This window comes from Methanosphaerula palustris E1-9c, assembly GCF_000021965.1.
GTDB lineage: Archaea > Halobacteriota > Methanomicrobia > Methanomicrobiales > Methanospirillaceae > Methanosphaerula > Methanosphaerula palustris.
The window spans coordinates 2,863,717-2,889,476 of record NC_011832.1; the positions used below are offsets into that span (position 1 = coordinate 2,863,717).

Genomic DNA, 25,760 nt, shown 5'->3' on the forward strand with positions numbered 1-25,760 from the left:
GAAGGAGGAGAAAGTGTTTATAAGTTTAGTTAAAGGGCTCAGAGAGCTCCGATGAACCGATCCCTGATCGCTTCCGGTGAGAGTGGGATGTTCGGTACCTGGGTGTTTCCCGGTCTGATCAGCACATGGACGAAGAGAGGGCCATCAACCTGATCGCTGCAGACCGCAGCCAGTTCCTCGGGACCCTGGACCTTGACAGTCGAAATGATACCTGCAGCCCTGGCCATCAGTTCGATGTCCACCCCGGTCGCCGCATAGGTCGGCTGGTTACCGGTCGAGCCAAACGCCCCGTTGTCCAGGCAGAAAATCCGGAGGTTTGGAGGATGGGCTGCCCCGACGGCCGGGAGGATCCCTGTCCCGAGCATACTTCCATCCCCATCGATCACCCAGACATCCCGATCGGTGACCGAGGCCAGACCGAATCCGACCGGGGTGGCCTGAGTGTAACTGCCGAGCATGTAGAAATTTTGCGGACGGTCATGGTGCACATAGAGTTCCTTGCTCGGCATCCCGATGTTGGCCACGACCGCCTGGTCGGTCAGCGCCCCGCTGATCACCCCGATCGCATCCGACCGGGTCATCACCGGCTCTCGGATCTTGCGCTGGTAGCAGATCGCTGAGGTTCGTCCCCGTGACGGAAAGGGTCCAGAGGTCGCACATTCGCCACCCCCCTCCCAGACCTTCGGGGAGATCAGGGCGACCGAAGGAGTATGATCTTCAAACGCCTCCTGGATCACCTGGTTGACCAGGCCAAGTTCGCCGGCCTCCCTGATGATCTGGTACGGGATCCCAAGCGCATCCAGCACCGCCGGAAGCGGCCGATTGAATGGGACCTGCGCCGGAATCGCCTCGTGATAAAACCCGCGCCAGCTGGCGATGATCGGGAGCGGGAGGCGGTAGGTCATCGTCAGTGACATCAGGGCATTGAGCGAGTTACCGAGGCCAGAACTCTGGATCACCAGTGCCGGCCGGGAACCCCCAAGGGCAGCACCGGCGCAGACACCGACCCCGTCCTCCTCCCGGTTCACCGGGATCTCAGGGATATGAGCGGTGAGCAGTGAGCAGAGATCCTTTGTCCGGTCGCAGGGGAGGGTCGCAGCAAGGTCGATCTTCTGTTCAGAGAGGATGGAGATCAGGTCCGTTTCATGCATGGTCATTCACCCAGGTGATTACATCTCTTCTGATTTCATCGTCAGGGTTGCCGGCAGGGACCCGGTATCCGGCCGGAGTCGGAACCAGAGTATGATCCTCAACGACACGGTCGTACCCGCCACCGGTGATGTTCAGCAGCACCCTTGATCCGGGTTCTATGGTTCCCATCTCGATCGCCTGGATCAGCGAGGCTGTTGCGACCGCTGCGGCCGGATCGAGGTCTATTCCCTCGCAGTCGGTGAAGAGTGTGCCGGCAGCCCTGGCCAGACCGTTGCTGATCGCATACATCTCCCCGCCGGTGGCCTCAAGGGCATCATAGGTCCCGCCAGGGACCCCGTACGGTGGCGTCCGGTTGGTCAGCACCGGGGCAGAGACCCATTGTTCTGCCTCCTCGGTGTATGGTGTCCCCGGGCCGACCTGAAGATCGCGGGTATGTTCCTCCCAGGCCGCCACCATCGGAACGAATGGCAGGTTCTGAGCGAGGTGAAGGATCGGGAGCCGTCCACCGAACCGCCCGTCCCGGATCAGCCGGGAGGCTGCCTCGTACGCGGCGACACCCCCGGTCCCGGATCCGACTGCCTGGACATAATGGTCGGGGATACGTCCGATCGTCACCGCCCCATCGAGCATCACCGTCCCCATCCCATCCCGGCGAGCCACGTTCCGGGCGCCTCCCTCAACGATCAGCCGGGGGTCGACGGCTGCCAGCGCCGTGCTGTACGCGATCGCATCGGCATAGTCGCCATCGACCCCGATCACCAGCGCCGCTGGAGCAGGCTCGGTGGTCCAGAGCCGAGGAAGGGCTGATTGCGGGACCACGATCACGACCGGGATACCGGTCAGGGCCGAGACCTGACAGAACGCCCGGGCCGTGTTCCCTGCTGAGGCGACGACCAGGATCCCCGCTGTTCGTTCGGTCGCACGCAGCATCGACGGGACCGCTTCGAGCTCCTTGAACGAGCAGGTGACGAGATCGGCCCCCCGTTCAGGCCAATAGCCGTTGAACCCGATGAAGAGGTGCGCAAGCCCGAGTTCCTCTGCCAGGCCGTCGCTCTGGTAGGTAACGGTCCCCCCGGTGAACGGAAGCCGGCCCCTGACCGGCAACCATGACTCATACCGGAAGATCCCGGGCTGGCCACTGAGGGAGAGAGTTCTCTCCGGGTAATCCGTCACCAGGAGCCCGGGGTGGCCGGCCGGACAGAACGAGGAGTAGCGATCCGTGATCCTCAGTCCACAGGTCGGGCACCTGAGCTGGTAATCTCCACTCATAGTGAATCGACCTTCCTGGTGAGACTGAAGGTGCCGACCCGGATCCGCTCCTTGAGCTCGGCACAGAGACGTGTGCCGCGGATCCGATCCGACTGGCGGAGGGTGATCGGCACCTGCCTTCCCTCATAAGTGATTGCACCGAGGATCCCGGAGAAGGCTGGTCCAGGGCAGACCTGCACGCAGGTTCCGCAGTTCACACACCGGTCCCGATCGATCACCGCGCCCGGACTGATCGCCCCGGTCGGGCAGAGAGTAGCCGCCCGGCAGGTCTCGCAGTGAACACAGCCGGACGGATCGTTCTGGATCCGATGATCGGTTCCCTGCCAGACCTCGCTGTACTTCGAGGCTGCGCATCCTGTCCGATCGTTGATCCCTGCGATCGGCAGATTGACTTCTGCATCGAGGACCAGCAACGGGTCGAGCGCCGCCTGGTCGAGCACCGGGATCGGAGCTGCGAGAGAGGTCAGGCACTCGGGTCCGACTGAGGTGATGAAACCCCCCATCATCTGGGGGTTCATCCCCTTCATGTCTCCATAGACCGAGAGGTTCGGTTTCTCCTGGCTGGAGCGGGTTCCCTCGCCGATCACGTACCCGGTTCCGCCGTTCAGCAACACCCTGGTCCCGGTGCCGATGAACCGTCGCTCGGGATCGTTCTCGAGCGGGTTGATCTCTCCGCAACCACTGACCGAGACCTCGGTGCACGGGCCAGCGAGACCAGTCACTGAGAAGATCGTCTGGATCGGGTCGACCGACCGGTTGATCATCGCATGGTAGTTCCGAAACGCCATCCGTGTTGCAATGATCCGGGCCAATCCCATCTGGTTCAGGGTGATCATCGTCTCCAGAGTCTGCTCTCCTGCAACAACCTCGACCGCGATCACATGGCCTGCGACGATATCCCGGAAGAGGTGGCCGCCGCCGTACCGGTGGTCGCGGTGGGCGGTCCCATAGACCACCAGATCCAGGATCCCGTTCCGCTCGTTCGGACAGGGGCCGGGGTAGGCTGGCACCCCGTTCAACAGCACCTGCTCGGCCTTCTGGAATGTTCCCGGCTTCGCCACCGAAAACGAGAGGACCGCCATCGTCCCTGACATCACCCCGAAGGTCCCGGTGGTGACGACATCCACCTTCTCGGGGGTGACCGTCTCCCCCTCTCTGATCCGGGCCTTCAGCTCGTCTGCTGTCAGCACAACCGCCGTCCCCTCCCGGATCTTTTGATTGATCTCATCGATCGTCTTCATAATATCCTGATATCCTCAAGCCGGATATGGAGTCCGAATGACTTCTGCATCACCATGTTCACCACGGCAGTATGCGAGAGGTTGATCATGCACGAGCCGGGCAGAAACCGCTGCCTCCGTCCCAGCACCGGCGGAGCCGCGAAGATCTCGGCAACCCCTTCAAAGGAGGCCACATGATAGGCCTGCACATCGTGCACATTCAGACCGGCCTCCCGTGCCACCATCGGCCCGACGGTGTGGCAGACCAGCAGGCCGGTCACGGGGTTGGCCGAGATGACCCGCAGGCCATGATATACCGGACAGCCCGGACCGGCAGGTCGGCCGGTCACGATATCCCCCTCTTGGATCCCCCATCGTTCGACCAGGTCAGCTCGGAACGGAACGATCCCCTTTCGTGCCGAGATCTCCCCGGGCAGAGGGGCCAGCACAAAGTCGTACACGGCCCCATGGACATCCTTGCCCGTATACGGCGAGGCGACCCCCCTGATCTGCGGGTCCACCGTCCCCTCCTCCCGGTAGAACGGGCAGTTCTGCATCTCCTTGCTTCCCTCTTCAACCAGAGCGACAAAACTATCGCAGCCCGCCGCACCGCAGGCCCCGCAGTCCCTCCCTGGGGGAACCCAGCCGACCATTCAGTCACCCCGGAAGAGGTGGTCGGCGTTATCGAGCTGTCTGAGCACCCCAAAGTGGTGCTGCCAGCCGATCTCCTTCTTGCCGACACAGATGGTGCAGACCCCAAGCGGGGGACTGCCACGGAGTACGATCGTCGCGGGATCGGTAACCTCTTCTGCCTGTGCGACCCGCTCGATCAGGTACCGGAGACCGGTCCCCTGCACAGCATTGGTCTCGATGATATCAACACCCGGGCTCACCTCCAGGATACACTCCCGAAAGACCTCCTTCTCTGCCTGCGAGACCAGGTCTACCCTGGTCACCACCGCGATATCGGCGAGGGCGATCATCGGCGCCATCTTCAGCGGAGTGTTGGAGCCGCTGACGGCGCTGACCACCACGACCCCGAGGGCCTGTGTCGTGAAGGGAGTACACCGGAGGCAGAGGCCAGCACTCTCATAGATCAACAGATCAGCCCCCTGCTTCTCCGCCCAGGAGAGTCCGTCCATCAGGACCATGATCCCGGTGTGATCAGGGCAGAGGTCGCCAGAGTAGACGATCCTGGTCGGGATCGAGAACTCCTGCTTCAGTTCCTGATCCTCAAAAGCTCGAACCACGTCGACCTTGAGATAGGCGATCCGATGCTCTCCCTGCAATTGCCGGATCACCTGCCTGGCCACGGCGGTCTTACCGGCGCTCGGGGGGCCGGCGATCGCGATCAGCTTCATTTGATCTCCACCCCGTCCGTGATCTGCTCGCCGGCCCGGATCCGCTCGCGGAGGGAATAGAGAAGGGTATTGATCCCTGCAACCGTAGCGAGCGCAGCCTCCTCCGATCCGTCTGACTCGATCACCTTCACGACGGCCCCACGTTGCATCACGATCCGGCGGTCTGAGAGAAGAGAGACATAGGGGTCGTGGGTGACGAAGATCACGGCACGCTTATGTTCTTTCAACGAGGCAATCACCCGGTCCTTGAAGATCCCAGCGTTCTCGATCTCGTCGAGCAGGATCAACGGGGTATCGCTGATTACGATCGCATCGGCCACCATCAGTGACCGTGTCTGCCCCCCGGAGAGGGCCGTCATACGCATCGTCCCGGTGATCGCCTCGCCGGTGAACTGGTTGGCCTGGGCAATCGTCTCCTCGATCCTTGCCGGGTCTGTACACTTCCTGGCCTGCAGATGCATGATCAGAAAGTCCTGAACTGATAGGTCGGCCAGGCACTTGGTGTGCTGGGTGATCAGAGCGATCGGCTTACTTGCAGGATCCCTGACCAGGACATCAGGGGGCAGAGCCCCGTTCACCAGTACACTCCTTCTGGTCGCGGTGTCCTGCTGGGCAAAGACCTCGATATCGTTGATCAATGCAGTCTTCCCTGACCCGGTCGGGCCCACGATCGAGATCGTGTCTCCAGGGCGGATAACGATCGCATCGAAGGTCTCCCGTTTCCCGTCCCGGCTGACGCCCGGGAGGAGGGTGATATCCCTGATTGCATATGCATCCATACCAGTCTTCTGGGTATACCGAATGAAATACTTTCTCTGAATAAATTGAATAAATAACCCAATAAGGAAAATATATTAAAATATTATCTACAATAGTAAGATAATGTTGATCAGACGTATACTTGACACCTCGTTTCAGGCCGTCCTGAACGAGGAACTGCGGCGACGGGACATGACCGTTCGGGAGCTGGCCGATGCAACCGGGATACCTGCGGCTACGCTGTACAAGATCACCGCCGGTGAACGGGATCCACGCCTCTCAACCGTCACCAGGATCATCAATATCCTTGAACCGAGAGGCAGGGACTTCATCGCCGTGGTCGCGGCCAAGTTCGTCCTCGAGGAGGTCGAAGGAGAGGAGATCACCTGCGGAGAGCGGACCTGTACAATAAAAGGCTACTCTGCCAACTCCCTGGAAGAGTGTATCATCGCTGCGGTCAGGGCTGAAAAGGAGGGAGCGAGCGGAATCGTCTGCGCCCCGGTACTGGCCTCGATCATCGAGCGGATCGTCGACATTCCGGTTTCGATCATGAAACCGCAGCCACCGACGATCATCGAGGCGATCGAGACCCTCGGAAAGCGAATCTCCTGATCATCCGAACCTAATCTTGACCCCTGAACCGGGCGGTGATCAGCACGAAGAGCACCCCGTTAGTGACCATGATCGGCATCTGCCCGATCATCAGTCCGTACCCTGACCAGAGCACCGAGCCGGTGATCATCATGCCGAGAATCACCAGGAGAGAACTCTGGTGGATCTGCACCGGATCGATTTGATCACCTGCAGGAGAAATGAGAGGGTCGAGAAGAAGCCTGCAATATAACCAAGAAGCATGATGGAGTCCATGATCATCACCTCTCTATCGATGGGGGTATAAACAACAAATTCTACACCCAGATCTTCCCCTCATCAGGCCTGATGGTACAGGTCGTCGAAGACCTGCAACTGCTGCTTGTAGATCGAATGATCGCTGTTCTTGTACTCCAAGCTGGTCTGGTTAGCCGGGTGGTTTTTGACCCACGCCATCACCTGATCGATCGGAACCCCACCCTCAGAGTGATCGAGTGGCAGGTGCTGATCGGTGATCGACCCGGTTCTGCTATTGGAGAGGTGGTGGAACCGGACCGGAAGGGCCGAAAAAGCGGTCAGCATCTCCCCGTACGGATTAGAAAGATAGTTGGCTGAGCAGTAAAGATGGGCGAAATCCAGGCAGATCCCACCAATCCGGGAGAGGTTGAGGGATTTGAGTTCCTCTGCCGTCGCCCCGAAGAACTGGAGATCCTTATGAACCGCAGGGAGGTTCTCAATAAGGAGACGCCGATCATGGTACCGGTCAATGAATGAGCGCACGTTGTTGACAACCTTCTGCCGGTCGAGATGACCGATGAAACCTGCATGGGCGACGATATAGGAAGCGTCGAGCCGGTCGGCGAATTCGAACGCATCGGCCATCCCGGCTTCGATCTGTGCCTCCCCATCCGTTACCGACATGGATCCTCCGAGCGAGGGGTCGGCAGGGTTCACCCTGTCCAGGTGGTGGGGGGCATGGACGACGATCCTGGCATCTGTCGTGGCAATCTCTTCTATCTCTCCATTCAGAATCTCTTCAGGTGCAGGGCTCACATAGACCTGGATATGGTCTATCAGTCCCTGATCAGCGAGAAGAGAGAGGACGTGGAACGTTTCGAGATCATCCGAACGCATTCCACCTCCGATCCGGTACGCACGCTGCATAACCAGAATATCAGTCATTCACCCACATGAGGGTTGCTGTCAGGAGAGTCAGGCCAGCAGCACGGCCAGCACCCCGGTAAGGAAGATCCCGTCGAAGGTGCCGGCACCCCCGATCGAGACCAGCGGAGCGCCGAGGTTCCTGTACGAGCGCCAGTTCAGCAGGTCGGCCCCGATCAGGGTCCCTATAGTCCCACCGATATAGGCGATCACCGCACTCTCCCAGCCGATTCCTCCTGCCAGCAGCAGACCGGCCAGCGCCGCGGTGATCGGGGGGATGAAGAACGGGGTGGAGATCCCGAGGCCCGGTACCGGCTCGGCCAGCAGGTGGGTGACGATCGTCACCGCGACGATGCCGATACCGATCTGCAGCAGCAGTCCAGTGCCGACCACAGCAACCGCGGCCCAACTCAGCAGCAGCGAGATCACCACCGGCACCACCGCCCCGCCAAGGTTCACGGCGACAGTCGTCGTCTCGGTGTAGACCGGAACCCGGTAGAAGAACGGTAGGAACCGGCTACCCCTGCCTCCGAAGAACCGATCGGGCGGAAAGAGCGGCGACGACCGGATCGTCGTCACCGGTATGTTGACGAAACTACCAACCAGAGTCAGCAGCACGATCAGCACCGCCTGCCAGCCAGAGAAGCCGAGCCGCGTGAACGCACTGCCAACGATGTTCAGAAAGAGGAGCGGGATCAGCAGGATGCCGATCAGTACCAGCGCGATCAGAAAGAGCAGGCTGAACGGACTTGAGAAGATCCGGGGCATACCTTTTATCTCTTCCTGCTGGATGATCAATCCTTCTCTTCAGTGCCCTTTCTGCAGATCAGAGCCGCATGGTCGGGGTGGTACGGGGCCAGCCAGTCGATGCTCTCCACGACAAGGCCGGCAGCGGTCAGGGCTGCTGCAGCCTCGGCGGCGACCTCTTTCGGATCCCTGCTGACGTCGACCGACCTGCTCTTGAGCATCAGGATCAGCCGTCCACCTGGGCGGAGGAAGATCAGGTTCGCGATGGCGATCGAGACCTGCGTCGGTTGGGCTACGTCCTGATAGAGCAGGTCCACCTGCTCGAGGAGTGGAGCGTACTGCTCGGGCCGGCCGGCATCGGCCATGATCGGGATCACGTTCTTCCGTCTCCTCGCCACCATCACCAGATCCTGCATCGGGTGCGGGGCGAACTCGACCGCGTAGACCACTTCGACATAGTCGGCGACATGCGAGACGGTGGTCCCATTGGCCGCCCCGAGGTACAGCACCTTTTGATCACCAGTCAGGTCCAGATTCCGCTCCCGGTATCGGGTGGCCAGGGCCGCGAACTTGGAGCGGTACGGGTCCCAGACCCGATATCCCTGGACGACCCGTTCGCCATAGACTCCTGACTCCCCCTCGGAGACAAGGGTCCCGTCGATCCAGATCATGCGACTCTCCCGGCCCGATCGATCGCCTGTTGCGCCTTATCGATGAAGGTCGGGTCAGGTTCGCCCCGGTACAGGTCCAAACGGGCCGCGATGGCCAGTTTAGCAGCCAGCACCCGTGAAACGCGGCCCCTGACCGAAGGTGGGGCGTTGTGGACCCGCCGGTGCTGGAATATGATTCCATGCTTGGGGGACGGGGTGCCGGACCGGATATGAGAGAAGAGAGCCGTCTTTGCCCCGAGCACCTGCACCGAACTGCCGGGTAGCCGAGCCAGGGGTTCGAGTCCGCCAGCCGTGGAGAGAAGCCGGGCGGCGACAAGCCCGCCAACCAAGGCGCTACAGTTCGGGAGGACCAGATCTGATCGAGAGGACACCTCCCGCATCAGTGCAGTCCGGGTCACCGAGAGGCGCTCGATCTCCTCCATCACCATGCCGAGCGGCCCTTTCGTCCGCGGGGCGAGCGATCCAAGGAGTTTTCGGGCGTTCATCGATTTGAACTTCCTGCTGAACTTCGGGTGTTTGACGGTGTACCAGTCAACCGCTCGTTCGGTCAAGAGATTGATCACTTCGTCCATCTGGTCGAGGGTCCGAACCATCTGGAGGAGCTCGACATCCTTAGCCTGGTACTGGACAGCGACCTTCTGCTCGGCGAGGAGAAGGCAGAGTTCCTGGAGCCGGTGCAGGTACTCGTCCCTGGTCTGGACGTATCCGCACGCGGCCGCCCACTGCCAGTCGGGGAGGATATAATCCTTGACCGGCGTTCTCAGCGTCGCAAGCCTGGCCAGTGCATCTTCGAGCCGGGCCGGCGCAGGGGTACAGACCTCTCCCCCTTCCTCACGATCCCCAAACCAGTAGTGCTGCATCTCTGAATCATAAGCGCTGCCTCCATATAGTCATGCTCAGAGTGTCAGTAACCCGAACGAGTACAGGATCACTGGAAGTAAGATCGCACCCATGCAGAAGATCTTCCGGATATCGATCAAATACGGGGCGATGCCGACCAGGGTGGCGAGGAGGAGCACCAGCAGCCCGAACGGGCCGGAGAGGAGGAGGGTGAGCAGGGTCACAAACCCGGCGACGCCGTAGTTCAGAGTCCTGCCATCGAGCACCTGCAGAGCTGATGCAGAACCGGCGAGGAGGACGGTCAGCAGGTAGCCGGCCCCGCCGGCCAGGCATCCGACCGCGGCCAGCACCAATGGTGAGGGAAGGTGGAGGGAGGCCATCGCAGCGATCACCCCGCTCCGCTCCCGGCCGAGGGCGAAGAAGGCAGCAAGGCCAACGAACGCGTTCGAGGTGGAGGCTGCCGAGGTAGCGAGGATGTACCCCCGGCGGTCCCGGTCGTAGGAGACGAACCTGGTCAGCAGCCCATTGGCAGTGGCGGTGGAGAGGCCCGGCAGCCAGCCGACCAGCACCCCGGCCAGGGCCCCGATGGCGGACTGGGAGATGATCGTCTTCAGCGGGGTGCTGATCCCCTCGAAGGTCTGCGGCGGGATCCCGGCGTGTGATGAATATAGCAAGGCTGGCAGACCGAAGAGGCCAGCGAGGAGGGGCATCAGCAGCGCCGACTCGCCGAGGGTATGCCAGGCCAGGTACCCATACCGCATCGTGAAGATGCCGAGGATCCCTGAGGTGAAGAAGATCGCCGCCCCCCAGCGAGGGGACTCGGCCGCGAGGATCATCGTCCCGACGACGGCGACGAGCAGGATCCCGATCCCCCAGTCCAGGAAGGGCTGGAGCGGCGGGAGGAGGTAGAAGCAGAGGAGGGAGAGCGGGATGGCGAAGGAGAGACCCCAGGCCGCACCAAGGGCCGAGGTCCTGACCGCCTCCTCACCGTGCCCCTCCAGGCAGAGGGCATGGGACGGCAGCACCGAGAGGGCCGTGTCGGCATCGGGAACCCCGAGAAAGGTGGAGGGGATCGTATCCAAAAACGTGTGGGTGATCAGGGCTGCAAACATCGCAGTAGCGAGCTCTTCCTCACCGAGGATGCCGGCGAGGGTGGCCTGCAGTCCGAGGAGGATCCCTGCCATGGTGTTGGCGTGGATCCCTGGCAGCAGCCCGCTGATCGTACCGAGAAGCACCCCAGCGACCAGACCGGTGATCACACCCTCCATGGATTGGCATCAGTGGCTGAGGAAAAAAAGGTTCTGAAATGTGATGGCGAGGGGTGAAAAAAACAAGAATTTATCAGAAGAGGAGGTCATTCTGAAAAAGAAGTGATGATTCCGAATGAGATCTCAGTATATATTCTGCGTTCTCCTCCTCCTCTTCTGGAGCAGTGTCCAGATTGTTTCAGCCGATGGAGAGAATGAGTACACCACACAATGGGGCAGTCCCGGCCAGGGGGACGGGCAGTTCAACGGACCAAACAGTATCACCGTGGATAGTACCGGAAAAGTCTACGTCGTCGATAGGAACAACACCTGGATCCAGAGATTCGACGCGAATGGCACATTCATATCAAAATAGGGGATTTCGGGTCAGGGAGACAGGCAGTTCGAATCGCCAGCCGGTATCGCAGCAGACAGCCGAGGAGATGTCTACGTCGTCGACATCTATAATGTCCGAATTCAGAAGTTCGATCAAAACGGCACATTCATCACAAAATAGGGCAGTTCAGGTTCGGAAGACGGGCAGTTCGACCTGGCTGCGGGTGTCGCCGTGGACAGTGCAGTTAATGTCTTTGTCGCCGATACGTATAACGACCGGATCCAGAAGTTCGCCCTGGTGACCCCTATGTCATCGTCAGGAAACGCTCCCAAAGATCTCACCAGTGATAGGCTCTATGAAGACATCAATGGCAACGGCATCTTCGACTTCAATGATGTGGTCCTTTTCTTCAACCAGATGGACTGGATTGTCGACCATGAACCCATTTCCGCCTTCGACTTCAATCAAAACAATCAGATCGACTTCGGAGACATCGTCGCGCTGTTCAACAACAGATAGGAGTCGATGAAGACCCGGAACTGTCCAGCCTTCTCGAAAATTGGAGTGTTGTCGTCAAACCTTTGGAACAGAGGAAGATTTGAACTCCCCCTATCCAAGATGGAGCATATGGAAACAGCACGGTTCCCATGTACTACCCTACTTTAAGAGCGAGGTACCCCAGATCGTGTGCTCGTACCGCTGGCCCATCTCTGACCCGCGAGTACAGAACGAGGTGTTTTTCAGACCGACCGACTGACCAAGGCCACACGTCGGACAGGCACAGGTCTTCTGGTCGCTGATGCACATAAAGGACCGGCCATTGATACAGAAGAGTTTCTCCTTCGCCTCGCTGGCACATCGGTTGTACGTCGGGCAGCCCGGGCAGGGGCACTTCTCATGCATCTCCGCGATCGCGGCCGCCTTATCCACAGAGCTCTTCCCCGAGAGCGACTGTATCGTCTCTTCAAAAACATCCATTTCGATTGCCTCGTGCCTGGAATTGGGGGAACTTATATTTATAATGGCAGGACCCGGTTCAACCTCCGGAATTTTTCAACATCCCGGCAATCCCTATCCTCGTCGTGGCGTAGGTACGTCCGTATCAGCAGGAAAGCACCGATGATCACGAGATAAAGAAGGCCGCGTTGAAGACTGGCACGTAATCGTCCGCAAACCAGTACCGGATCACCTCCAGGACTGTAAAATAGTGCTAGAACATGGCCAGGAGGATCAGCTGCAGAAGGGTCCCAAGAAGACCGATCTTCAGAAGCCCTGGAAGGCCCCCATCGAACCCTCTCTCATACACCCGTCGAACAGATCAGTAAAAGGCGCAGGCGGCGAGGAGAAAAAACCCCAGTGGAGGCATCATCTCTCCCGTAGGAGGCCTATTGCGAGGTGAACCCATAAGTTAGTGTCGCCTGATCAGAACTGGGAAGGAGAGGGGTCGTTTGGTCATCCCTGAGCGATATACTCTTATCCGGAGAGGATGATGATCCTGCAATGAAGATCGCAATCACCCGGCTTGCTGGCAAGGAAGAGAACGATGCTGCCCGGTGCAATGCATTCGGCCACACCAGTGAGGCCGTCTCCCCCCTTCGGGCCGAGGTGTACGCCGACCAGATCGAAGCGTTTGTGCAGGCGGTCACCGAGGGACAGTTCGACTGCCTCTTCTTCACCAGTGCCCTGCCAGCCCAGTTGATCGGGCCTCACCTGAACACCTGGCCGCGGGTGGTGGCGATCGGGCCGACCACCGCAGCGACACTCCAGCAGCACGGGATCCCGGCAGAGACCCTCTCGATGTTCTACTCGCGAGAGTTCGTTCCCTACCTGGGCTCCTGGATCAGTATGAAGACAATCGGGATCCCGCGTGCCGACGTCCCAAACCAGGCTCTCCTCGATTCGATCACCGGAGCCGGCGGGATCCCGCGGGAGTTCCGATGCTACGGGCTCGTGAAGACCGGAGAACCCCTCCAGACCGCTGACGCCGGGGCGATCCTCTTCACCAGTGCGATGTCGTACAGAGAGGCACGCTGGACACCCCGCCCGGATCTGCTGGTCGGCGCCATCGGCGAGGTGACGGCGGATGCGGTCAGGGCCGGCGGAACACCGGTGGATGTGATCGGTGACGGTTCCCTAGAGGGGTTCCTTACGGCACTGAACCGATTCATAGAGGAGCGATCATGAGCACCGGAACCAAGAAAACTGGGATTGTGATCATCGACAAGCCACGCGGGCCATCGAGTCACCAGGTGGCGGCCTGGGTCGGAGACCTGCTCGGGGTCGATGTCGGCCATGCCGGGACGCTGGATCCGATGGTGTCAGGGGTGCTGGTCGTGATGCTCGGCAACGCGGTCAGGCTCGCCCCGCTCCTCCTCCAACATGACAAGGAGTACGTCGCCCTGATGCGGCTACATGGGGATGCGGAACCCTCCGATGTGCAGGAGGCAGCCAGGGAATTAACAGGCAGGGTTTACCAGCGACCACCGAGGCGGAGCGCTGTGAAGCGGGCCCTCCGGATCAGGACGATCCAGGACCTAACAGTCCTCGACCAGCAGGGCCGGTTGGTACTGCTCAGGATCCGGTGCGACGCAGGCACCTACATCCGATCGCTCTGCCATCACCTCGGCCTCGTCCTCGGTGTGGGCGGGCATATGCAGGAACTCCGAAGGACCCGATCCGGAACCTTCGACGAGATGCAGGCCCATACCCTCCACGCTCTCAAGGACGCGGTTTTCAGGGCTAAAGAAGGGGACTCCTCTGCACTCGACGCGATGATCCTGCCGGTTGAGGTCGCCATTCCTGAGGTGCAGACTGTGGTGATCCGTGACTCCGCAGTCGATGCGATCTGCCATGGAGCCGTCCTCGCCGGCGTTGGCGTCGTCGGTGTGACGAAATTTAAACGTGGGGAGAGGGTGGCTGTACTGACCGAGAAAAAGGAGTTCGTCTGCCTCGGTCGGGCCCTCGTCGACGCCACCGCGATCATCCCCGGCAAACCTGGACTCGTCGTCGCCCCGGGCACGGTCTTCATGACCTCCGGCACCTACCCCCGGTGCTGGAAGAAGCATCAGACCTCATGCTGAGCCTTTAAGTATAAATAAGAACAGGCAGGATGACTGGTATCCTGACCCCCCGTTCCAGGTCAGGCACTTCTATGAAGAGGTCAAGGTCGTTTCTTCTGATCTGCTCGCTGCTGATCCCGGTGATAGGGAGCACAGTTATGGTCTCTGCAGGAGAACTGCCGGCAGCCAGCGCGACGAACACTGGTGGGCACCCGATCATGCATCCAAATCAGACCACGTTGCAGCGATGGATCGAACAGTATGATGCCACCGAACTGGTACAGATCGATCCAGTGATCAGGAACCAGGCGATCCAGTCAACCGGTGCACAATAATTTCTGTCACACCTGCCCTACACCCCAGCAGAGCGGGACCAGAATCCAATTGGAAACTGCTGGTCGGGGCCAGTACCGGAGTGATAGAGGTGGCTCACGACATCGACAACCAAGTATACGACCGGCTCTCGATCCAGTACCTCGACTCGAACTACAACGGTGGATCCGGATCTGACTGGGCTGGGGAGAGCGGACCCCTGACAGAGTTCGTCCAGTTCTATAACCAGATGCGAATCACGGCCCCCTGGTCCAACACCAATGCAGACTTCCAGGATGGAAGAGAATGGTGCTCGGTGAACAGACAGGCCTCTGGGTCTCGGCCTCATCGATCCAGACCATTCCCCATTATGATATCTCCAGCATCACCGAGCAACGGATCGAGACCCGGAAGGTGAGTCAAGCCGGTGCAATCGCCGATATCAAGACGGTGCTGGATCAGAATCAGGCCGTCTATCTCGGATTTTGACTTCCAAACCTGGTGGCCTGGGATGATTTTGATACATTCAGGGACACCAAGAGGAAGATATGGTCTGGGACCCGTCCCCATATCATGGGCAAACCTGGAACAGCAACGCCAGCGGTGGCCATGCCGTCCTCTGTGTCAGTTATGATGACACAGACTCCAACAACCGCTACTGGATTCTCGTCAACTCCAGGGGGACCGCCGATGGCAGCCGGCCGCACGGCATCTTCCGTATGAAGATGGATGTCGATTACAGTGCTACCTATTTATGGACTGTACAATCTACCCGCGATGCAATGGGAGACCGAGTCAGTGACATTCAGCGCTACCCCGCGGACCACGGTCACCACACTATACCGACAACCATACCGACCATCACAGTCACTCCAATGCCCACCTACACGATCACCACCATGCCGACGACCATCCCCACCGCCATCGTCACTCCCACCATTACGACCGGACCTGACACCCCAACATTTGCCGGCATCTGGGAGACCACCTACGGCCAGATGAAACTGACCGTCGCCGGGAGGCAGGTTCACGGAACCTATGGATACTGGGGAGAGGAGACCGGAACGATCGGTGGTACTCTCTATGACAGCGGGCAGACCCTGTACGGCACCTAGTTCGACTCACTCGGATACAACCCGCCTAGAGGCAGTGGTCCTCTCACCCTCACCGATGATGGGGTCGCCTTTCAGGGCCAGTTCTTCTCCAACAACTGGATGTACAGTGGCTGGTGGGAGGGTATCCAAGCACTACCCCAACCCCCACACTGGCCTCAGCCACCGTCGGATTCTCCCCGACCGCAGCGACGGTGACGAGTGGTGGGGAGGGTCCCGCTCGATCTGGACCTCTCCACCATCGAGGATGGGATCTGGGCCTACACGATTAGAGTCAGCACTGATGACCCCTCGGTTGCGGTGATCACAACAGCAGAGCCCCCCTCTGGGCATGGATGACCAGCGTCTCGACACTTCCGCATCGACCGTCACCATCAGAGGCTCGGACCTCTTCGATCAGATCTGGAGACGGGTGGAGAACATTCCGTTGGGGCATATGACGATCCAGGATAAAAATACGGGAATGACCGGGCTGAAGGGGACGGTGACTCGCCTGAGCGACGACGTGGGGGAACCGAACAATCAACCGACCTGGACCATGTCGGGCTGTACGAAGATCTGAATGGGATGGGGGCCTGGACTTCAACGATGTGGTCCTCTACTTCAACCAGATGGACTGGATCAACAAGCATGAACCGGTCAGTACGTTCGACTTCAATACGGATGGTCAGATCGACTTCAATGATATTGTCAGACTCTTTGGCATGATCTGAACACTCGTTTTTCCGATTCATCTTTGACTACCATTCTATCCTCCTGAACCGGTTCCATCTTCAGGAGAACCTGTCGCGATGTCAAAATAGTAGTATATAAATATAAACCAAGATTAATACAAAATCAACTGCCTTTATTAATTACATAGCATTAGGCTGATGCAATAAATATGCAGCCAGTATAGGTCTTATTTGAAGAGAAAATATCAAAATTAAGAATTTTCAGGGCGCTGTTCCAGGTTGTGTTTGTCCCATGAACAGATTCCAATCCATACTTCTCTTCTGCTGTCTATTCATGATTCTCTTCAGTGAAGGTGCAGTCTCTGCAGCAGAAACCCTGGCATCCAACGAATCGGTCACAACACTCAACCCGATCATGCACCCAAACCAGACGACCCTGCAGCGGTGGATCGAACAGTATGAGGCTGCTGAGACTGTGCCGATAGATCAGACGATCAAAGACCGGGCGATCCAGTCAACTGGTGCACGGTCGCTCCTCTCGGATCTGCCCTATATCGCTTCCGAGCGGAATCAGAATCCGATTGGGAACTGCTGGGTCTGGGCCGGCACTGGTGTACTTGAAGTAGCTCATGCAGAACAGACCGGGATCAAAGACCGACTCTCGATCCAGTACCTCGACTCGAATTATAATGATGGATCCGGCCCTGACTGGGCTGGTGAGGGAGGGTCCCTGACCGATTTTGTCCAGTTTTATAACCAGCAGCATATCGCAGTCCCCTGGTCCAACTACAACGCGAACTTCCAGGATGGACAGTTATGGTCCTTGAAGAATATGCAGACCTGGATTCCTGCCGCATCGATACAAACCACCCCTCATTATGACATCTCCAGCATCACTGGACAGAAGGTTCAAACCAGGGGGGTCAGTCAGGTCACAGCGATCACCAATATCAAGGCGGTGTTGGATCAGAACCGAGGTATTTATCTCGGTTTCAAACTCCCAGACGAGGCGGCCTGGGACGATTTTGAAACCTTCTGGAACGATCAGGGGGAGGATGCTGTTTGGGATCCGTCTCCATATGTCAGTAGAACGTGGGACAGCAACACCGGTGGTGGTCACGCTGTGCTCTGTATTGGTTATGATGACACGGACCCCAACAATCGTTACTGGATCCTCGTCAACTCCTGGGGGACTGCCGGGGGCAAAAGGCCAAACGGCATCTTCCGAATGAAGATGGATGTCGATTACAGTGCTACCTATTATGGACTGTACAATCTGCCCGCGATGCAATGGGAGACCGAGTCAGTGACATTCAGCGCTACCCCGCAGCCCGTCTTCACGATCACCACAGTCGCCCCCATACCAGCGTCGCTCGGACTTTCCCCGAAAAATAACACAATGAAGAGCGGGGGAAACCTGTCACTCGACCTGAACCTCACCCCATCAGTGAACGGCCTGTCTGGGTATATCATCACGATCACCAGCGATAACCCCCAGGTGGCCTCGATCACCAGTGCAACGCTCCCCGCCTGGGCTGGTATGACCAGTATCTCGACACTCCCGTCATCGACCGTCACCGTCATGGGCTCTGACCTCTCCGATCAGGTCCACGGAGCAGCACAGACCATCCCCCTGGCCAACCTGGGGATCACGACCGGAAAGGCAGGGACGGCCACACTGACTGTGAAGGTGACCGGGCTCAGCGACGACAGTGGACACCCCATCCTGACCACCAGCGTGCCGGCTGTGATCACAGTGCAGGCGCCGAATATCTCCTCCGGAGTGATTCCAATCCAGTCAAATGGAGACCTGCTGATAGGCAACCAGCCCACCGACCCGGATCATGACGGGCTATACGAGGATCTGAACGGGAATGGGGTGCTGGACTTCAATGATATCACGCTCTTCTTCAATCAGATGGACTGGATCAGTGGGCATGAACCGTTAGGGGCGTTCGACTTCAATGGAAACGGTCAGATCGACTTCAATGATATCGTCATCCTCTTCAATTCACTTTAATGAAGAGGTCACCGCCAATAACAGTGGTGCTCATTGCAAGTGAACAAACAGACGGACCTCTAGGCCCTGATCACAGCCACCGAGGAGAGAGAGAACTGTCAGACTACTCCATAAAATCCTCACCGACCTCCTTGGGGGATCAGAACAAGGCATACCATTAAAAAAATAGACCGTGAAGTATACTAGGACATTTCTGCTGAGGTAGTCTAGTCCGGTAGGGCGCAGGCCTGGAAAGCCTGTGGGGCGTTTGCCCCTCGGGAGTTCAAATCTCCCCCTCAGCGTTCTTTGTTTTCATCACTGTTTCTTCCAATAGCAGAGTGGCTCAACTTCGAGTCAACAGTGTTTCGGAATCTGCTGCTCAGGCTCCTGATCACCTGGACTACCGGAATTTTGGTGGCAAGATCTCTCATATTCGATCCCATATCTTCATTTTTCTGCACCAGACAAAGTTACACTCACCCGGCCTATCCCCAGTTTGATGAGTGGTAGGGTCATATAAACCGCCGAACTCCAAGTGAACCCAGCGAGGGCGAGGAGAATACCAACGAGTGCTACAATCGGGATGGTGAAAATACGAAAGCGTACTCTCCGGATGAAGAGAGCCTCCACTGTCGGTTTTACGAGACGATGTCCGGCCGTCGCATAGAGCCACTGGAAGAACAGACCCATACTGATAGCAAAGAGGTTAGCATCAAAGACGATAGCCCCGAGCGAGGCCCCGGGGAAGTCCCCTGAAAAAGAGGTCGAGAAGGGCAACAGGGCAACAAACATCAGGGTGATCAGGTTGATCCAGACGAATATTTTGTCGACATGCCAGATGAAGTGAAAATTGGTGTGATGAGAGAGCCAGATGGCCCCGAGGATCAGGAATGCCAGAACATAATGGAAGAAGTCGGAACCGAGCGATAGGAGAACATGGATGGCATACTCGTTGGACTGAACAATCGTCGCCTTATCGGGCAAATCCACCCCGAGGACAAGAAGCGTCATCGAGAATGCAAAGATGCCATCCGAGAGTCCTTCAAGCCGCCCCTTGGTGAGGTGCATCTCATTGTCGAACTCATTCTCTTCTTCCATAGTGAACTGAGTAAATTTGGGGGTATTGGAGGTTTAATCTCTCGGTCATCCGGATGAAAAAAGAGCGGCCGGGTGAACCAATGAGATGCAAGACCTGACTCATCGACCGGCCAGATTCATATTGAGAGATTCTTTGTATCCCCTCTCCACAGGTCGAACTGTTCATTGAAGATGAAGAGAAACTCACGCACCCGCCTCTCCTTCACAAGATAACCCTGTTTTACAAGCCCGAACAGGTCGGTCCATGCTGTCTAATAGACAACACCGGAACGGGACATTATCTCTCTAATGGTGAAGTACTCGTCGCTGTACTCCATCATATACCAGAGAATTTCCACCTACCTCTGGTTGATATCCCGGGTAGCCCTGATGATCGCCTTCATTTCATCCTGTTCGCTCTGTTTCCTCTCGATAAAAGCGAACAGATCCTTTCGCGCATCTTCGATGAACCTGATGTGTACTGGATGGAGTAGGTTCGATCCACCTCGTCGTATTCAGTGTACAGGTATGCAAGGGCGTATCTCTATTTGGACTGGAGGATAACCCGGGAGAGCGGCATGTACTCGAAGAGCCAGTAGCCATGTGAGACGTCCATTTCCTGTGGGTCTGATCTTCTAAATACTAATTTTAAACATATTAGTATTTTATGAGTATTTCAGTCAGAAGGCATCCGACATCATCTCATCCATAGTATTTTTGAGCAGTGGAACCTGTCTCTTCCTCAATAACATTAGGAATATCCGTCCTTTCACCATTCCCAGCCTGGTTCATTTCTGGAGGTTCGTCATCTCCTAGGGTTGGGCCTGTTAAATACTAATTCTACAGAGTTTAGTATTGAGTTAGTATTTCGATCAAGTACGATATCATCGTTGATGTTTAAAAAAATCGATTACATATCGGACTGAGGAGGTTTAGAAGAATCCAGATGGGTGAGCAACCATCACCTGAAGGCAGTGTGGTCTCCCGGATACACCTATCTGCCGACCACCCACCAGGCAACCCAGTACATCAATCAGGACTGCTGGGGATGGGAAACCGGATTCATCAACGAATTGTTCTCCTCCTTCAGTTTTTGCGCCGCTATCGCAGCCAGTCTCTGATCGATTGCTGAGATCCGGGCTACACCATATTGGGGACTGATTGTGATATGCTCTGAGAATTGTCGCTCTCCAATCATCACAGTCCGGAAGATCGAACCGGTCTCCTCCCGTTCCATCGCCGCGAGGATCTGGTCGAGGTCGACAGGGAGGAACGATTGCAGGTCCACCTCTTCACCACTGTTGATCAACACGTCGATCGCGGCCTCATTGAAGTAGGTGATCTGGCCGACAGGGTTCACCTCAATGACCGGGTTGATCTCAAGGTGAGGGAAGGCCGCGAGCTGTGTCATCTCGCGTTTGATGACCAGCGTTCGGGTGATGTCGGTCAGCTCGATGATATGGCCGTACTCGTGGTGGGCCTGGTCAAGAGGGGCGATGTGCACGTCACAGTCGATCGGGGCCCCGTGTTTTTGGACGAACCGAATCCTGAGCTCCGATCGCCCATGGTCCCGGAGGTCGGCCCGGATCTGTTCGCCGGCCTGCTCGTATTCTTCCTCACCAGGATAGAGCTGCCGGAGATGGCAACCGACCAGTTCCTCCTCCTGATAACCGAGCATCCCTGCCAGCGAGCCGTTCACCCACTGCAACCGCATGCCCCGAATCAACGCAATCCCATGGGCCGAGGCCGAGAGGATCGCAGAGAGGACCTCGTGCATCTCCCGGATCTGTCGTTCCTGTTCCCGCTCTGCGACCGCACGCCGGATCTTATGAGCCAACTCGGCGTATTGAGCCTGTGCCTCTCCCCCCTTCTGCAGATAATAGTCTGCACCCGAATTGAGCGCCTCGATCACCACCTCCTCGCGGCCATGGCCGGTGAAGATCACGAACGGGATGGTGTTCTGCGAGGCACGGAGCACCTTTAAGAACGCGATCCCATTCATCCCCGGCATCTCATAGTCTGAGATCACGCCATCAAAGGTTTCATGATCCAGGCGATCCAGTGCCTCGGTCACCGAATGGACCGCGTCGATGCTGATAGAACCAGAACGTTCCAGAAAAAGGCGGGCCAGGTCGGTCATTTCCACCTCGTCGTCCACCATCAAAAGTCTGAGCGTCCGCCGATCCAGGAGCACTCCTTCACCTCCTCTCCCAGTCCCCTTTCCAGTATAAGCAGATAGCATTGTAGCTCCTGTTGTATCGTAGAGTTCAAGAGTATTAAAATTAAATCAATAGATATTTTGTAAAGTATATATTAATCGCGGGGAGGAGAACGAGTATATAGACCACGAGCACCATGATCGATCGATGAACCAGCACCGGCAGATTCCCCCGGCAGAGAAGCGGCAGTTCCTCCTCTTTCTAATCCTCTGCTCGATCGGAGGGCTGGCCATCTTCAGCTCGACGATCAGCAAGAATCCGGTCCTCCCGATCCTCGCCCAGACCCTCGGAGCAAACCTCCAGACGATCGGGCTGATCGCTGCCGCTTCGACCGTGACCGGGATAGTAACCAGCCTCTGGGCAGGCTCTCTCTCTGACCGCTACGGCCGGCGGCCAATGCTGATCCTCTCTGGCATCGTCTTCTTCACTGCCCCGGTCCTGTACCTGTTGGTTCATACGCCGCTCGACCTCGCGCTGGTCAGGGTCTACCATGGTCTCGCCACCGCCATCTTCGGCCCTGTCGCGATGGCCTACGTCACCGACCTGACCCCGGTGAGACGTGGAGAACGGCTCGGCTACTTCTCCTCATTCCAGCTCGCCGGCAGATCGGTCGCCCCGCTTGCCGGCGGTGCAATTCTGGCCATCGGGGTCTGGCAGCTGGTGTACCTGGTCTGTGCCGTCGCCGGTGCCCTGACCCTCGCCGGAATGGTGCTACTGCCGGAACCGGATCGGATAGGCAGCGAGGAGAGGGATGAAGAGCCTGCACCCGAATCTGACACCACGAGCATGGGGTCCGCCTTCAGGGCTGTGATCAGCGACCGGACGATCCTGATCACCTCCCTGGCCGAGGCCTCAGGTTTCTTCGCATTCGGCGCCATCGAGGCGTTTCTCCCACTATACGCCCTGAACGCAGGGATCGATACTTTGATGATTGGCCTCCTCTTCCTGGTGCAGGTTGGGGTCAGAACCCTGACCAGGCCCCTCTTCGGCAAGGTCAGCGACCAGCGGGGGCGCAAGGCACAGATCACCGCCGGTCTGCTACTGACGGCCGCTACCGCCGCCCTCTTCCCGTACACCACCGCCTGGCCGGTGCTCCTCTGCCTCTCCGCCCTCTTTGGAATGGGCTTCTCGGTCGCTTCGGCTGCTACCTCAGCCTTCGTCGCGGACCTGGCACCCAGCCGTGGCCGGGGTACCGCCCTCGGGCTGATGTCGACGATCATGGACATCGGCCAGGCTGCAGGACCGATCCTGATGGGCGGGCTGCTGGCGCTCTTCTCCTACCACACGGGGTTCGGAGTGACCGGGGCAGTCGTACTCGTCTGTGCTATCCTCTTCCAGTGGTTGGCCGTTGAAGAACGGCAAAAATTAAAAAAATGACCGATCTATTTTTTATATTTCAGCAACCACCGGCGGCGTTCCGCCCGAGCAGGAACGCCTTCTGATTGATAACGACGGTCTTCGCCGGCACCGACCGCTCAACGGCCGATGACAGTGATTCCACCGCAAGCGGCAGGTGATGAGAGGCCGCACCGAGGATCACCACATTCTGGGTCAGCACCGAGCCGGCCTCGGTGGCGATGGCAGCCGCATCGAGCAGGATGACCCGAACTCCCCGGGCTCTGAGCAAGCCCGGGATCTCCGCAGCCGTCGGCATCGGCAGATTCCGCAGAAAGACGGAGGTCGGTGGGACCAGATGATCGTTCACGATAGCGACACCGCCCTCCCGCAGAAAGTGGCTGTACCGCAGAGCCTCAAGCAGGTCGAACGCGATCAGTAGGTCCGCCTGTCCTGGGGCGATCAGGGGACCATACCGGCCGTCGATCCGCACCTGACACTCGACAGACCCGCCCCTCTGAGCCATCCCATGTGTCTCTGCACCCCGAATCGTCCTCCCTTCGATGATACAGGCCTCGCCGATGATGTTGGAGGCGAGAATCGTCCCCTGCCCCCCAATACCGGCGATGATGATATCATAACTCTCTTTCATCGTCTCCCTCCGCGTGCGATCGCCCCGAAAGGACAGATCGCTGTGCAGACCCCACAGCCACTGCAGAGATCGTTGACAACGGCCTTCCCGTCCTCAAACTCTATCGCCGGACAGCCGAACCTGATACAGGCCCGACAGCCGGTACATCGGTCAGTGAGAATCGCGTAGATCCCCCGCTTCACCTTAGCCCGCTTCTCGGTGATCACACAGGCCTGTCTGGCGATGATCACTCTCACCCCAGACCGCCCCTTCGCCTCTTCAAAGGTCCGGAGCATCCCGGTCAGGTCATAGGGATCGATCGTCTCGACAAACCGTGCTCCACAAGCCCTGGCCAGTGCCTCGAGCGAGAGCGGGGGCACCAGCGTGCCAGTTGCCGTCACCCCGGTGTTCGGGTTCGGCTGATGGCCGGTCATCGCGGTGATCCGGTTATCCAGAATCACAACGACCATGTCAGCCCCATTGTAGACCGCGTTGATCAAACCCTGGACACCGGTGTGAAGGAACGTCGAATCTCCGATGGTGCAGACCACCGGCCTCGTCTCCCCAGAGTGGGCGATCCCGCTCGCGACCGTGATCGAGGCTCCCATGCAGATCGTCGTGTCGACCGCTCCGAGCTGCAGTCCGAGGGTGTAACACCCGATGTCGCTCGGGAAGATCCCATCGGCAAAGACTTTCTTCATCGCATAGAAGGTTGCCCGGTGCATGCACCCAGCACAGAGGATCGCCGGCCGCGGTGGCAGGTTCTGTTCCGGGGTCACCGCCGGAAACGGGGTCTGATCGAGGAACCCGGCCCGAACCAGGATATCAGCGACCAGTGCAGGCGAGAACTCCCCTTCATATGGCGAGCATCCGTCCTTCTTCCCATGAACCCTGATACAACCGGCCACCTGCCTGACCACCTCCTCGATAACCGGGGCCAGCTCCTCGACAACCAGCACCTCCTCATGCTCCTGGACGAAACGGCCAAGCCACTCCTCGTCGATCGGATACGCCCTGATCACCATCAGCGAGACATCCTCAGGGAGCACCTCCTGCAGGTACGAAGCCGCGATCCCGCCGGTGATCACTGCACGTCGCCCCCGAATCGTCCCGGTGTTGTACCCCTTCTTCACCAGAGCTGCAGCGAGGGGCTGTTGTTTTTTATTCAGTTCCTTATGTAACACCCTGGTATGGGCCGGGATCACGACATACTGGGCTGGATTCCTGGTGAACGAACCGGTCCGGTGCTCGGTCGCGACCTCACCGAAGGTGACGTCCCCCTTGGAATGACAGATCCTCGTCGTCGGCCGGAAGAGCACCGGAAGGTGAAACTCCTCGGAGAGGACGAACGCGTCCTTCATGAGGTCATGAGCGTCCTGCACCCCGGTCGGGTCCAGACAGGGAATCCGGGCGAAGTGAGCGTACCGCCGGCTATCCTGCTCGTTCTGAGAACTGTGGGCAAACGGGTCGTCGGCACTGAGCACCACCAGCCCGCCGATGACTCCGGTGTAGGCACTGGTCATCAGAGGGTCGGCGGCCACGTTCAGACCCACATGCTTCATCGTGCAGAGGGCCCGGAGCCCGCACCATGCGGCCCCAAGTGCATTCTCAAGCGCGACTTTCTCATTCACCGACCATTCGATGTAAGCATTCCCCCGCGCTTTTGTACGCAGAGTGTCGATCACCTCGGAGGACGGCGTCCCTGGGTACCCGCTTGCAAAGTCCATCCCTGCTTCGAGGCATGCATGGGCAATGCCTTCATTTCCAAGAGCGTATCGTTTTTCCATGCTCATTTTCCCGTTTTTCTGATTCTCTTTCTGAGGGGAACAAAGGGATCGTGACTGCCCTCGCCCCGCGGAACATATGATAATCTATAAGAACTTCAAGAATTTATCTAATAGGGTAACAGTTGGGCCCGTAGCATAGCCAGGTGGTGCGCCCGGCTGATAACCGGGAGGTCATGTGTTCGAATCACATCGGGCCCATC

General features: G+C 58.3%; 31 protein-coding genes and 2 tRNA genes. 16 read left to right on the forward strand and 17 right to left on the reverse strand.

The window, feature by feature from the left end; genetic code table 11:
• Positions 1 to 38: 38 nt before the first annotated feature.
• From comD to MPAL_RS13675, 6 genes are read right to left on the reverse strand one after another with little or no spacing between them, the layout of a single operon-like run.
• Positions 39 to 1,151 (reverse strand): sulfopyruvate decarboxylase subunit alpha, encoded by a 1,113-nt coding sequence (gene comD / locus MPAL_RS13650; protein WP_012619315.1) that lies wholly within the window; start codon positions 1,149 to 1,151, stop codon positions 39 to 41.
• Entirely contained in the window at positions 1,144 to 2,421 is a 1,278-nt protein-coding gene (locus MPAL_RS13655) for a cysteate synthase (RefSeq protein WP_012619316.1), read from the reverse strand. Before MPAL_RS13655 ends, comD begins: the two co-directional genes overlap by 8 nt.
• Positions 2,418 to 3,662 (reverse strand): methanogenesis marker 16 metalloprotein, encoded by a 1,245-nt coding sequence (locus MPAL_RS13660; protein WP_012619317.1) that lies wholly within the window; start codon positions 3,660 to 3,662, stop codon positions 2,418 to 2,420. Before MPAL_RS13660 ends, MPAL_RS13655 begins: the two co-directional genes overlap by 4 nt.
• Complete coding sequence (locus MPAL_RS13665) at positions 3,659 to 4,294, reverse strand: (Fe-S)-binding protein (RefSeq protein WP_012619318.1); 636 nt, start codon at positions 4,292 to 4,294, stop codon at positions 3,659 to 3,661. The genes MPAL_RS13660 and MPAL_RS13665 overlap by 4 nt, the downstream gene beginning before the upstream one ends.
• Entirely contained in the window at positions 4,295 to 5,002 is a 708-nt protein-coding gene (locus MPAL_RS13670) for a GTP-binding protein (protein ID WP_012619319.1), read from the reverse strand.
• On the reverse strand, positions 4,999 to 5,781 hold the full coding sequence (locus MPAL_RS13675) for an ATP-binding cassette domain-containing protein (RefSeq protein WP_012619320.1): 783 nt from the start codon (positions 5,779 to 5,781) through the stop codon (positions 4,999 to 5,001). The genes MPAL_RS13670 and MPAL_RS13675 overlap by 4 nt, the downstream gene beginning before the upstream one ends.
• Before the next feature lie 103 nt (positions 5,782 to 5,884).
• Here MPAL_RS13675 and MPAL_RS13680 point away from each other — a divergent pair, with 103 nt between their 5' ends.
• A complete protein-coding gene (locus MPAL_RS13680) occupies positions 5,885 to 6,373 on the forward strand; it encodes a helix-turn-helix domain-containing protein (RefSeq protein ID WP_012619321.1) in 489 nt (162 codons plus the stop codon).
• 10 nt (positions 6,374 to 6,383) lie between these two features.
• Here the strand turns inward: MPAL_RS13680 and MPAL_RS17275 are convergent, their stop codons facing one another.
• The 6 genes from MPAL_RS17275 to MPAL_RS13705 all read right to left on the reverse strand — a co-directional run bounded on the left by MPAL_RS17275 (position 6,384) and on the right by MPAL_RS13705 (position 11,039).
• The gene (locus tag MPAL_RS17275; protein ID WP_012619322.1) at positions 6,384 to 6,506 is read right to left on the reverse strand and encodes a PQ-loop repeat-containing protein; all 123 of its coding nucleotides are present in this window, start codon (positions 6,504 to 6,506) and stop codon (positions 6,384 to 6,386) included.
• A gap of 185 nt (positions 6,507 to 6,691) precedes the next feature.
• Positions 6,692 to 7,486, reverse strand: a complete 795-nt coding sequence (locus MPAL_RS13685) for a TIM barrel protein (protein ID WP_012619324.1) — start codon at positions 7,484 to 7,486, stop codon at positions 6,692 to 6,694.
• A 78-nt stretch (positions 7,487 to 7,564) separates the two neighbouring features.
• Positions 7,565 to 8,281 (reverse strand): DUF1614 domain-containing protein, encoded by a 717-nt coding sequence (locus MPAL_RS13690; protein ID WP_012619325.1) that lies wholly within the window; start codon positions 8,279 to 8,281, stop codon positions 7,565 to 7,567.
• Between the two features lie 26 nt (positions 8,282 to 8,307).
• A complete protein-coding gene (locus tag MPAL_RS13695) occupies positions 8,308 to 8,931 on the reverse strand; it encodes a fibrillarin-like rRNA/tRNA 2'-O-methyltransferase (RefSeq protein ID WP_012619326.1) in 624 nt (207 codons plus the stop codon).
• Positions 8,928 to 9,791, reverse strand: a complete 864-nt coding sequence (locus MPAL_RS13700) for an NOP5/NOP56 family protein (protein ID WP_012619327.1) — start codon at positions 9,789 to 9,791, stop codon at positions 8,928 to 8,930. Before MPAL_RS13700 ends, MPAL_RS13695 begins: the two co-directional genes overlap by 4 nt.
• A gap of 36 nt (positions 9,792 to 9,827) precedes the next feature.
• Positions 9,828 to 11,039 (reverse strand): tripartite tricarboxylate transporter permease, encoded by a 1,212-nt coding sequence (locus MPAL_RS13705; RefSeq protein ID WP_012619328.1) that lies wholly within the window; start codon positions 11,037 to 11,039, stop codon positions 9,828 to 9,830.
• A 115-nt stretch (positions 11,040 to 11,154) separates the two neighbouring features.
• Here MPAL_RS13705 and MPAL_RS14860 point away from each other — a divergent pair, with 115 nt between their 5' ends.
• Genes MPAL_RS14860 through MPAL_RS14865 form a run of 3 tightly spaced genes read left to right on the forward strand, consistent with a single transcriptional unit; the run spans position 11,155 to position 11,874 of the window.
• Positions 11,155 to 11,394: an NHL repeat-containing protein gene (locus MPAL_RS14860; RefSeq protein WP_052292286.1), complete on the forward strand. Its 240-nt coding sequence runs from the start codon at positions 11,155 to 11,157 to the stop codon at positions 11,392 to 11,394.
• Positions 11,395 to 11,397: 3 nt separating this feature from the next.
• Positions 11,398 to 11,535 (forward strand): hypothetical protein, encoded by a 138-nt coding sequence (locus tag MPAL_RS15430; RefSeq protein ID WP_083767082.1) that lies wholly within the window; start codon positions 11,398 to 11,400, stop codon positions 11,533 to 11,535.
• A 33-nt stretch (positions 11,536 to 11,568) separates the two neighbouring features.
• Complete coding sequence (locus tag MPAL_RS14865; protein ID WP_148208253.1) at positions 11,569 to 11,874, forward strand: hypothetical protein; 306 nt, start codon at positions 11,569 to 11,571, stop codon at positions 11,872 to 11,874.
• A 138-nt stretch (positions 11,875 to 12,012) separates the two neighbouring features.
• Here the strand turns inward: MPAL_RS14865 and MPAL_RS13715 are convergent, their stop codons facing one another.
• Positions 12,013 to 12,333 carry a DUF2769 domain-containing protein gene (locus MPAL_RS13715; RefSeq protein ID WP_012619329.1) on the reverse strand — a complete coding sequence of 107 codons (321 nt, stop codon included), beginning with the start codon at positions 12,331 to 12,333 and terminating at the stop codon, positions 12,013 to 12,015.
• A 522-nt stretch (positions 12,334 to 12,855) separates the two neighbouring features.
• On the opposite strand from MPAL_RS13715, the gene MPAL_RS13720 reads away from it, so the two are divergent.
• The 10 genes from MPAL_RS13720 (at position 12,856) to MPAL_RS13755 (ending at position 18,813) form a co-directional block, all read left to right on the forward strand.
• Complete coding sequence (locus MPAL_RS13720; RefSeq protein ID WP_012619330.1) at positions 12,856 to 13,539, forward strand: uroporphyrinogen-III synthase; 684 nt, start codon at positions 12,856 to 12,858, stop codon at positions 13,537 to 13,539.
• Positions 13,536 to 14,435, forward strand: coding sequence for an RNA-guided pseudouridylation complex pseudouridine synthase subunit Cbf5 (locus MPAL_RS13725; protein WP_012619331.1), 900 nt, complete (start codon positions 13,536 to 13,538; stop codon positions 14,433 to 14,435). The genes MPAL_RS13720 and MPAL_RS13725 overlap by 4 nt, the downstream gene beginning before the upstream one ends.
• A gap of 71 nt (positions 14,436 to 14,506) precedes the next feature.
• A complete protein-coding gene (locus MPAL_RS13730) occupies positions 14,507 to 14,749 on the forward strand; it encodes a hypothetical protein (RefSeq protein ID WP_048145445.1) in 243 nt (80 codons plus the stop codon).
• A 283-nt stretch (positions 14,750 to 15,032) separates the two neighbouring features.
• Positions 15,033 to 15,215, forward strand: coding sequence for a hypothetical protein (locus tag MPAL_RS13735; RefSeq protein WP_048145446.1), 183 nt, complete (start codon positions 15,033 to 15,035; stop codon positions 15,213 to 15,215).
• 59 nt (positions 15,216 to 15,274) lie between these two features.
• On the forward strand, positions 15,275 to 15,841 hold the full coding sequence (locus MPAL_RS13740) for a C1 family peptidase (RefSeq protein ID WP_048145449.1): 567 nt from the start codon (positions 15,275 to 15,277) through the stop codon (positions 15,839 to 15,841).
• Between the two features lie 201 nt (positions 15,842 to 16,042).
• Complete coding sequence (locus MPAL_RS17280) at positions 16,043 to 16,177, forward strand: hypothetical protein (RefSeq protein ID WP_269078468.1); 135 nt, start codon at positions 16,043 to 16,045, stop codon at positions 16,175 to 16,177.
• On the forward strand, positions 16,170 to 16,400 hold the full coding sequence (locus MPAL_RS13745; RefSeq protein WP_048145452.1) for a hypothetical protein: 231 nt from the start codon (positions 16,170 to 16,172) through the stop codon (positions 16,398 to 16,400). Before MPAL_RS17280 ends, MPAL_RS13745 begins: the two co-directional genes overlap by 8 nt.
• A gap of 28 nt (positions 16,401 to 16,428) precedes the next feature.
• A complete protein-coding gene (locus MPAL_RS17285; RefSeq protein WP_269078469.1) occupies positions 16,429 to 16,551 on the forward strand; it encodes a hypothetical protein in 123 nt (40 codons plus the stop codon).
• Between the two features lie 295 nt (positions 16,552 to 16,846).
• Positions 16,847 to 18,532 (forward strand): C1 family peptidase, encoded by a 1,686-nt coding sequence (locus MPAL_RS14870; protein ID WP_012619332.1) that lies wholly within the window; start codon positions 16,847 to 16,849, stop codon positions 18,530 to 18,532.
• 195 nt (positions 18,533 to 18,727) lie between these two features.
• Positions 18,728 to 18,813 (forward strand) — tRNA-Ser (locus MPAL_RS13755).
• 145 nt (positions 18,814 to 18,958) lie between these two features.
• On the opposite strand, the gene MPAL_RS13760 is transcribed toward MPAL_RS13755, so the two are convergent.
• Both MPAL_RS13760 and MPAL_RS13765 read right to left on the reverse strand, forming a co-directional pair.
• Positions 18,959 to 19,609: a TMEM175 family protein gene (locus MPAL_RS13760; RefSeq protein ID WP_012619333.1), complete on the reverse strand. Its 651-nt coding sequence runs from the start codon at positions 19,607 to 19,609 to the stop codon at positions 18,959 to 18,961.
• A gap of 1,012 nt (positions 19,610 to 20,621) precedes the next feature.
• The gene (locus MPAL_RS13765; protein ID WP_012619334.1) at positions 20,622 to 21,830 is read right to left on the reverse strand and encodes a response regulator; all 1,209 of its coding nucleotides are present in this window, start codon (positions 21,828 to 21,830) and stop codon (positions 20,622 to 20,624) included.
• 124 nt (positions 21,831 to 21,954) lie between these two features.
• Here MPAL_RS13765 and MPAL_RS13770 point away from each other — a divergent pair, with 124 nt between their 5' ends.
• The gene (locus tag MPAL_RS13770; RefSeq protein WP_012619335.1) at positions 21,955 to 23,184 is read left to right on the forward strand and encodes an MFS transporter; all 1,230 of its coding nucleotides are present in this window, start codon (positions 21,955 to 21,957) and stop codon (positions 23,182 to 23,184) included.
• A gap of 19 nt (positions 23,185 to 23,203) precedes the next feature.
• On the opposite strand, the gene MPAL_RS13775 is transcribed toward MPAL_RS13770, so the two are convergent.
• Both MPAL_RS13775 and iorA read right to left on the reverse strand, forming a co-directional pair.
• On the reverse strand, positions 23,204 to 23,794 hold the full coding sequence (locus tag MPAL_RS13775; RefSeq protein ID WP_012619336.1) for an indolepyruvate oxidoreductase subunit beta: 591 nt from the start codon (positions 23,792 to 23,794) through the stop codon (positions 23,204 to 23,206).
• On the reverse strand, positions 23,791 to 25,560 hold the full coding sequence (gene iorA, locus MPAL_RS13780; RefSeq protein ID WP_012619337.1) for an indolepyruvate ferredoxin oxidoreductase subunit alpha: 1,770 nt from the start codon (positions 25,558 to 25,560) through the stop codon (positions 23,791 to 23,793). The genes MPAL_RS13775 and iorA overlap by 4 nt, the downstream gene beginning before the upstream one ends.
• Before the next feature lie 124 nt (positions 25,561 to 25,684).
• Between iorA and MPAL_RS13785 the strand changes: the two genes are divergently transcribed.
• Positions 25,685 to 25,758 (forward strand) — tRNA-Ile (locus MPAL_RS13785).
• Positions 25,759 to 25,760: the final 2 nt, after the last annotated feature.